The 9,170-nt window shown below is 42.9% G+C and carries 6 protein-coding genes and 1 pseudogene; all 7 read right to left on the reverse strand.

Annotation, left to right across the window (positions count from 1 at the left end; all coding sequences use genetic code 11):
• The coding region (locus L650_RS0104950; RefSeq protein WP_164835542.1) for a TonB-dependent receptor plug domain-containing protein at window positions 1-1,855 on the reverse strand (1,855 nt) is incomplete at its 3' end.
• A 78-nt stretch (window positions 1,856-1,933) separates the two neighbouring features.
• On the reverse strand, window positions 1,934-4,669 hold the full coding sequence (locus L650_RS0104955; RefSeq protein WP_029772405.1) for a poly(beta-D-mannuronate) lyase: 2,736 nt from the start codon (window positions 4,667-4,669) through the stop codon (window positions 1,934-1,936).
• Between the two features lie 525 nt (window positions 4,670-5,194).
• Complete coding sequence (locus tag L650_RS0104960; protein ID WP_029772406.1) at window positions 5,195-6,157, reverse strand: class 1 fructose-bisphosphatase; 963 nt, start codon at window positions 6,155-6,157, stop codon at window positions 5,195-5,197.
• Entirely contained in the window at window positions 6,154-7,236 is a 1,083-nt protein-coding gene (gene fbaA / locus L650_RS0104965) for a class II fructose-bisphosphate aldolase (RefSeq protein ID WP_024034154.1), read from the reverse strand. Before fbaA ends, L650_RS0104960 begins: the two co-directional genes overlap by 4 nt.
• Before the next feature lie 13 nt (window positions 7,237-7,249).
• The gene (gene eda / locus L650_RS0104970) at window positions 7,250-7,867 is read right to left on the reverse strand and encodes a bifunctional 4-hydroxy-2-oxoglutarate aldolase/2-dehydro-3-deoxy-phosphogluconate aldolase (protein ID WP_024034155.1); all 618 of its coding nucleotides are present in this window, start codon (window positions 7,865-7,867) and stop codon (window positions 7,250-7,252) included.
• Between the two features lie 64 nt (window positions 7,868-7,931).
• Complete coding sequence (locus tag L650_RS0104975) at window positions 7,932-8,864, reverse strand: sugar kinase (RefSeq protein ID WP_029772407.1); 933 nt, start codon at window positions 8,862-8,864, stop codon at window positions 7,932-7,934.
• A 58-nt stretch (window positions 8,865-8,922) separates the two neighbouring features.
• A pseudogene (locus tag L650_RS0104980) lies at window positions 8,923-9,170 on the reverse strand (MFS transporter); the annotation flags it as partial.

Below are 9,170 nucleotides of genomic sequence, written 5' to 3' on the forward strand. Positions count from 1 at the left end.
CGGCTTGAGAGAAACACACGTTATCGTAGGTCGCCCACGAAGAACCTGTCCCAGAGCTTATTACATTACCGCTACTATCTACATTTGTTACTAAGTTGCCATCCGATACGCTAGATAAAAAATCAGATTCTGGGAAGTCAATTTGACAGCCTTGAAGTATCTCCAATGCTGAGTCATCGCCTATAGTATACTCAGTACGAGACCCATTACCTTGGCTACCACCAAACTGTATAAAGCTTAGTTCTGAGGCTCTAATACCCCCTTCAATACTGGTAAATATATCGCCCTCTAACGCGTAGTCAAAATCAATACGCGCCGATTTAACTACGTTTTCGCGAACGTTTTCACGGTCTAAACGTGTACGTAAGCTATCTGTAAAGTTAGAAATATCAGTTACATCAAAGTCCGTTAACGTGAAGTGAGGAATTTCATCGCCCATATCCCAGCTAAACAAATTACGGTCGGCGGTTCTACCACGGTTAGAAATTTGTAGCTCTTCACGCTCAGTTTTTGAATACGCTAAATCAAGATTTACAGTAAGGCGGTCGGTTACCGTGTGCTCAATATTAATACCATAACCTTGGTAGTTTTCTTCACGTGAGAATTGCTCGCCCGCCGACTCAATACGTTCTTCACCTTCCCAATGTAAAATTCCGCCTACATCGTTAGTAACAAGCGTTGGGCCTGTTAAACCAGGTGTTGCGCGTTTTTGTAAAAAAATTAAATCGTGGCGTGCTTCTCTTTGTGTTCTGTCAGAGATTTGTGCATCAAAGTTAACATCCCACTCAGACGAAGGCTGATATTGCATTGCAATAAATACTGCATCACGCTCATCTGAGGTTTCATTTTGACGATAGCTGCGGCTACTACCTGTCCATGCGTATGGAGTGCCATCGCTTTCGGCTTTGCCTGTTTCTGGGTCGATGTTTGTTTGATAACCTTGATTGTTACTGCCATTTACTTGGTCTTCACAATCACCTGCGCTGCTTCTGTAAAAGCCTTCATTCGTATTAGTTGGGTCATTTAAACATGCCCAAAGTGAAGAGCCCGATGGGCTTGAGCTTCTGTACTCTGCCTCTGGTTGGCTAATATCTTGGCGCTGCACACCAAAAGACACACCCACTGCTTGGCCATCGGCAAACTCAAATTGGTCAACATAACTAAACGTACCACGATAGCCTGTATCACTTTGCAGTGAGTTTTCTACATTACTTTCATCTGGGTTGTAATTTAGTTTTACTTCGCCTTGTACGCGTTGTTTGCCGTAATCTAGCGGGGCAATCGTTTCAAGTGCTATCACACCGGCTACGCCACCTTCAATCATTGAAGCATCTTGGGTTTTGTAAATAGCGACCTTTTTTACAAGCTCTGATGGAAACTGCGAAAAGTTAACCGAGCGATCACCACTACCATTGGTAGCTTCACGGCCATTAATATGGGTTGCGCTTAAAAATGGGCCTAAACCACGAATGGTGATTTCGGTAGCGCCCCCGTTTTCACGGTGAGATGCGGCACCGGTAATCGACTCAAGCGCTTCACCAATTGACAGCGCGGGTAAATCACCAATATCTTCTGCAGATAAACCATCGACAACCGTTGTTGCCTCACGCTTAATTGCAATTTGATCTTGTATGGTTCTACGAGTACCTGTAACGCTGATGATTTCTACATCTTGCTCTACTTCAGTCACTTTTTCTTGGGCTTCTTGCTGAGCAAAAGCATTAAATGACAATGAACCTGCCATACCCGCAAGTAAACTAGCTCTAATTAACTTAGCAGCAGGTGAAAGTGCAAAATGATTACAAACAGAGCTGTTTGTAGAATGTTGACGTCTTCGATCCATTTTTAACGACATGCCGCGTTCTCCTTTATCATTGTGTGTGTTGTGCGTAGTTTGCTATTTTTATAAGTATTAATAATGTGCAGTGTGGGCTTATTCATCTTGTGCCACCCACGTAGAGCCTGCACCTACATCAGTGCTTTGGATGTAGTATAAGTTTCTTGCACCTGCTAAGGCTTGTGCTCCATTTGAGTCAGTCTCAAGCAGCGTACTTGTAGCAGTGACAAACTCTGGGATTTCTTTACCATTTGCTTCTGGGTTTTGGTCAATAGCGCCATCGGTGTCGTATTCACCATTGCCATTTACGTTTCTAATATCAACCCAAAGGTCGCTCGCATCGCCCGACTCATAACTGTCACTAAAGCCAAAGCTGTTAGAGAACAGTGATTCAGTATGGTTAATTAGGTCACAGTCGTATTCAAAAGAGTGATCGCTCGACAGCTCGTTAGGGTAAAAGAAACCATAAACAAGCGCGCTGCTTTCAATGGTGTCTTCATCAGTTTGATCGCCCACCCCATTAGCATTTAAATTACCGTTGAAGTTAATTTCAAACGCATTTTTAGTTAAACCATACAGTACAGGTGCATTTTCTGCGGTAAGCTCATCACAATCTCCAACAGGTGCCTTTGAACCTATTTCTGTACTAAATACAAATGGTTGCTGTGAGTTAAGTACCGTATTATTAGTCACATTAAGGGTAAAGTCGCCTGCGCCATCAAGCACAGCTTGGTTACCTCCATTTGGCACCCCGCCATCAGCTTGTGAAAATGGGTTAGCGGTAAATACAATACCACCGGCTTCTTTATTACCTGAGCGAATACCAGCGATGTAGTTATTGCTTACAGTGTGGCCTAAAGGCGTAACTAGCACGCCGGCAGGACGATCGCTTGAACTTGCAATATCAGTGGTACGAATAATAATGTTGTCTGATACCGTATTAAATCCACCATCTTCAAGCGAAATACCGCCATTAGGATTTAAAATGGTATTGCCTTTAATCGTCGCGCCAGAGGTTTGTACGCGCATTAAACGTCGGCCTGTAACAAAGTTTTCTACTCGGTTATATTGAATAGTAAAGTTTGCATCATCAGCAGAGCCTGTACCTGTTGTACTACCTGCGTTAATTAAGTGCAGGCTAGAATTACCAAAATTTGGGTTGCTGCTGGTACCTGTGAAAAGGTTATATTGAATAACGTGGTTAGTGCTCGATGAAGACATTTTTATCACCGAACCATTTTCTGCTTTATCGCGGTTGGCAAAGGTATTACGCTCAACCATTGCGGCGTCGCCTTTAAGCATTAACCAATGGTAGGTAGAATTATTTAACGTCTCTGCTTCACCATCGATAGTATTTTGTGTAAATGTGAAGTTGTCACCCTCAGAATAAATAACGGCATCTTCTTCGGTTTCACAAAAGCCACCCGTTTTAGTATCAATATTTTTAAATGTAAGCCCTTCAATACCCGCGCCATCAACCCCACTGGCTACATGAATACAAAGCTCGCCACTAATTACCGGGCTTTGTCCTTCAACAGCTTTAAGTGTTGCTGCGCTGGTTAGCATAATGGCATCAAGATCGGCATATACACCGGTATTTAAACCAAGCACATCGCCATCACCAAGCCCTGCATTAATAGCACCTAATAGCGCATCCGCATCGCTTATCACTTGCGTGTACACTACTGTATCGGCGGCACCGGTAATTGTGCTTGAAAAGCCATCGTTATCGGTATAACTCGCAGTGACCGATATAATCGCGCCAGCTTGATTAGTTGGCGTAAATGTTTTGCTGTTGGTGTCGGCAATTGCTACGCCATCAGCAAGCCAAGTGTAGGTAACGTTTTGCTCATCTACCCCATTGTTATCGCTAATTTCAGCGGTTAATTCGCTAGTCACTAAATATGGCGTAGCCCCTGAGATGGTGATACTACCCGCTTCATCTACAGCCTCTGCAGAAACAGCAATGGTTGCCTCAGAAAGGTTGTCTTCGGTAAAACCGTGATCGTCCGTGTAGGTAACCTGCACGGTAATAAATTGCCCTAGTAATGACTCATCTACAACGTAAGTGCTTTGCGTGGCACCACTAATTGCAACCTCATCAGCAAACCATTGGTAAGTAATTGTGCCGCTTGCGCCATCTTCATCTGTTATTTCGGCTGTAAGTGTATTACCCACCGTAGGTGTGCCAACAATAGCCACCGACCCTTCTGAATTTGCACGCTCTACTGGCGCTGTGGCAGTTGATGTAGCTGACTCTGCAAAGCCTCTGTTATCTTCAAATGCTGCGTTTACAGTTATAACTTTACCTAGTTGCGATTCGGTAATAGTGTAGGTTGCTAAGGTTTCATCGGCAATTTCAACATCATCTGCAAACCATGTATATGCTACAAGCGCCGGATCAAAACCATTTTCATCCGCTACATTAGCACTTAGTTCATTACCTATAATTGCATCACCGTTAATTTCTACCGTGGCCGCAAAAGGAATAGCTGACACTTCATCGGTGGGCTCACTTAAATGTGACTCATTAACACCGCTGTCATCTGTATAAAGTGCTTGTGCTGTAATTGCAAAACCAATTTGCTCATCTGTTAATGTAAAAGTTGCGTCATTAGCGCCACTTATAACTTGTCCGTCGGCGTACCAGTAGTAGCTTACTTCGCCAGAAATACCATCGGCATCATTTACGCTGGTCGACAATGTTTCGCCCGTTAACGCTGTGCCTGATAGAGCAATAGAGCCCAATGTGTTGTTATTATTATTTGAATCCGTGTCACAACCTATAATGGCAGCTGCAACAGCACATAATGCAAAATGTTTTAATTTCATCATGGCTCTATTCTCCTTAATTGTGTGGTTTAGTATTTGGCAGGTGATATGTGTGATTTACCAAATACCCAGTATGTTATTACCAAATTATTTTATTTCTACGCTTAATTGTTAACCAACTTGGTAATATAAGCATAATAAAAACACTTTTACCACTATATTCGTTCAAAATTCATCATATTTTATTAACTGAAAGTTAACTTACGTCTATACCTAATAACGTAGCGTTATTACCAATATTAATTTCACGAATAGATAAACAAACAACCTTTATGAACAATTGGTTTTACCGAAAGAATTACTCTGTATTAATACGTAGCGCGATAAGCACATAAAGAATGGAAGGGTGGAAAATATAGGTGTGAAGCTTTAGCTGTAATAGCCTATAGGTATGAATTTTTGATGTGTATATAAACTAACGTAGCCACTGCGTTTAACTCACTATTAGTCAGCAGCGGCATACGTTTTATTTAAAAGGCGTAAGGGCACAATAACCGCCCTTTTGTACTGAGGCCTTAGCCAGATTTAATAAACCGTAGAATTAAAGTAAGTCACAGGTTCACTAGAGCCTAAAATAACAGGCACACGCTGATGCAGCTCATCGGGCTGAATATCTAAAATACGCATGCCTTTAGAGGTGGCTATACCGCCTGCGTTTTCAGTAAGCATTGCCAGTGGGTTAGCTTCGTAAAGTAAGCGTATTTTACCGTTTTCATTACCCGCGCGCGTATCTTGCGGGTACATAAATACCCCGCCACGGCATAAAATTCGGTGCACATCGCCAACCATGGCTGCATTATAGCGAATTGAGCTTTTAGCAAATTCTTCTGATGTATACAGCAATTTATCAAAGTAAACTTGTGTTGCTTCATCCCAGTATCGGTAATTTGCCATATTAACCGAGAACTCACGGCTTTTACTCGGTACTGCAAGCTCTGGTTTTGTAAGCAAAAAGCCACCGTGGGTTAAATCGTGTGTATAACAGCGGGTTGGCCCACCTGTACTCATTACTAGTAACGACGATGGCCCATACAGCACGTAGCCTGCACAAACCTGATTAGTACCGGGTTGATTGAATTGCTCATCACTATCGTAGGGCACATCTGCTTTAGCTGGGTAAATGGTAAAAATAGTGCCTATTTGCCCGTTAACATCAATGTTTGATGACCCATCAAGGGGATCAAATGCCACAATATATTTACCATCAGGGTGGGCGCCTACTGCATTATCTTCTTCTTCAGATGCCACTGTTTTTACAAGATCATCATCAATTAAGGTATCTTTTAACAGTTGATTGGCAATGACATCTAACTTTTTTTGCACCTCGCCCTGGATGTTTTCGTTAAGGGTAGAGCCTAAAACACCCGCAAGCTCACCTTGGCTAACTCTAAACGCTATTTCTTTTGTGGTTGCTAATAGCGTGCGAATTAACATGATAAGGTCGGTTTCAACCCCATCTTGCTTTAATACTTTATTCAGTCTTTTCATGCGCTATACCTGTTCACACAATTAAGGTCGTCAAAACATTGGATCAGGCGAGCCACCATATGCTGCTCCGACTGACGTAACCACACACGTGGATCATAGTATTTTTTATTGGGTTTATCTTCGCCATCAGGATTACCAATTTGGCCTTGCAAGTAGCCTTGTTTTTCTTGGTAGTAGTTTAATACCCCGTTCCAACTCGCCCATTGGGTGTCGGTATCAATGTTCATTTTTACCACCCCGTAAGTTAGCGACTCGGCAATTTTACTGTGCTCAGAGCCACTCCCACCGTGAAATACAAAATTAATAGCGTTATGCTCTAAATTAAATTTTTCAGCTACATAGGCTTGCGAGTCGCGTAATATGGTAGGTGTTAATACCACATTGCCAGGCTTGTATACGCCGTGGACGTTACCAAAAGAAGCAGCAATGATAAAATTAGGGCTTATTTTACTAAGTCGCTCATAGGCGTAGGCTACATCTTCTGGTTGAGTGTAAAGCGCAGAGCTGTCGAGGTGCGAGTTATCAACCCCGTCTTCTTCTCCGCCGGTACACCCGAGCTCTATTTCAAGTGTCATGCCTATTTTTGCCATACGCGCTAAATAACGCTCACAAATTTCTATATTTTCTTCCAGTGGCTCTTCTGACAAGTCAATCATGTGCGATGAAAAAAGCGGCTTGCCTGTTTGTGCAAAATACTTTTCGCCTTCATCTAATAAACCATCAATCCAGGGCAGTAGTTTTTTTGCTGCGTGATCTGTGTGCAGCATGACAGCAACGCCATAGTGCTTCGCCACGTTATGCACATACTGTGCAGCACTTATTGCCCCAACAACGGCAGATTGCTGGCCCTCGAGTGCTAAACCTTTACCACAAAAAAACTGCGCTCCCCCATTAGATAGTTGAATAATGACCGGCGACTTCATTTTTTTTGCGGCCTCTAAGGTGGCATTAATTGACGATGTGCTCACCACGTTTACAGCAGGCAATGCATACTGATGCGTTCGTGCGTGTTTATACACTTCGCTTACTTCATCGCCAACAACAACGCCTGGTGCAATGGTTGGGGCTAAATAATTCATTTTTTGCTCCTTGCTATTTTAAAGCCTCGATACAAGAGTCTGTAATGGCTTGCCAATTACCCTGCGTTACCCATTCTTTTTTAGCAACCCAGGTACCGCCTACTGCAAATACATTGTTTAACGACAAGTAATCCATTTTATTTTTTTCGCTTACACCGCCGGTCGGGCAAAAGCTCACTGCACGAAATACAGATGAGACAGCAGAGACAAACGGCGCACCACCAGCCAGTGAAGCAGGAAAGAGTTTTTGCTCTTCAAAACCATACTCAAGCGCCATTAATATATCGCCGGTATTTGATACACCTGGCAATACTGGCACGTTACACTTAACCAGCTCACTTAATAGTGTAGGCGATACAGCGGGAGTAACTATAAAATCTGAGCCTGCTTCTAGCGCTTGCTTTAAAATTGTTTCGTTAATAACGGTGCCTGCGCCCACTTTTAGCTGTGGAACCTGTTCTTTTATGGCTTTAAGCGCATCAATTGATGCATCTGTTCTAAGAACAACTTCTACCAAAGTTAGGCCTGCCTCTGCCATTGCTTTAGCAATGTTTACACCTTGCTCTGGCGTGTCTGCTTGAATTATAGGTAGCAGAGTTTGCCCTGCCATTAGTTCAGAAAAGCGAGTCATGCGTTATTTCCCTTATTTTAAGTAATCGTGCTACTTAGTGTTATAAATTGAGTAAATTAGCCAGTTAGAGACCTGATTTAGCCATGGCTTGTTGAAAAACATCTTTTGGTGCAATAGCACCGGGTTGCTGAATAACAGCGCCGGCAGCCTGCGCGCCCAGCTTAACCGCTTCGCTAATTGGGCGCCCATCTAAGCGCGCTCCTAAATACACGCCGTTAAAGGCATCGCCTGCGGAGGTTGTATCAACAACGTTTTTAACCGGCGTAATACTGTGGCTTTGCACTGTATTAGCCTCTTTTGTAATGACTGAATCGGGGCCGTTTTTTACTATAATTTCGTTAATGTTGTACGGAGCCAAATAATCAATTACCGCTTCTACACTTTGCACGTTGTAAAGCGTTTCTAAGTCTTCAACGCCGGGTAACGTAATATCGGCTAGGCTAAATGCACTATGGTATTGCGCTTTAGTTTGCTCAACGTTATCCCAAAGTCGCGCACGGTAATTTGGGTCAAATACTATTTTTACACCCGCGGCTTTAAGTTGCTTCACTATGTCCCAAAACTGCGCTCTTGCTTGCTCTTCTATTACGGCTAAAGAAATACCCGAAAAGAAAAACATATCACCCGATGACAGCTGCTTAACAAGCCCAGGGCTGATAAATTCAACCACCTTTTTGGCTGCTGAATCATCACGCCAATAAATAAAACTGCGCTCGCCTTGCTCGTCCGTTTCTATGTAATACATACCTGGGACTTTACTGTTATGAGCAAATACATAGTCTGTATTTAATTGCTCACTTGCAAAACGCTCACGCATTTTTTTACTTAAGTTATCCTCCCCTAAAGCGGTAATAACTGAGGTGCTGATTTGTGGGAAACAACGCTTTAAGTAAACAGCCGAATTGTATACGTCACCTGCAAATGACTGATGCAATGTAGAGGGAACAGTCGCTCTTAACTCAATCATGCACTCGCCAATAAAGTAAATATTTTTCATTATTATCACTTACCTTAGGTAGTAAATGGCTGTGAGAAACACAGCCATTGCCAACAAATTAGTTAGGCTTTTTCAATGGTTCAATTTTTGGAATTAAAATCCATACTGCTGCCATTGCAATAATCGCTAAAGACGCGCCTATCACAAACGCCGGTGTATAATTACCGTCCGCTGTTAAAATAGGTACCAATGACGTAAGGCCTACAGCACCTAATTTAGCGGCCATGCCAGAGAAGCCCGACAACGTACCTACCGCTTTTTTACCCAGTAAGTCGCTTGGTAAGGTTTGCACGTTACCAATGGCGG

The sequence above is a fragment of the Pseudoalteromonas sp. TB51 genome, from assembly GCF_000498055.1.
Classification (GTDB): domain Bacteria; phylum Pseudomonadota; class Gammaproteobacteria; order Enterobacterales; family Alteromonadaceae; genus Pseudoalteromonas; species Pseudoalteromonas atlantica.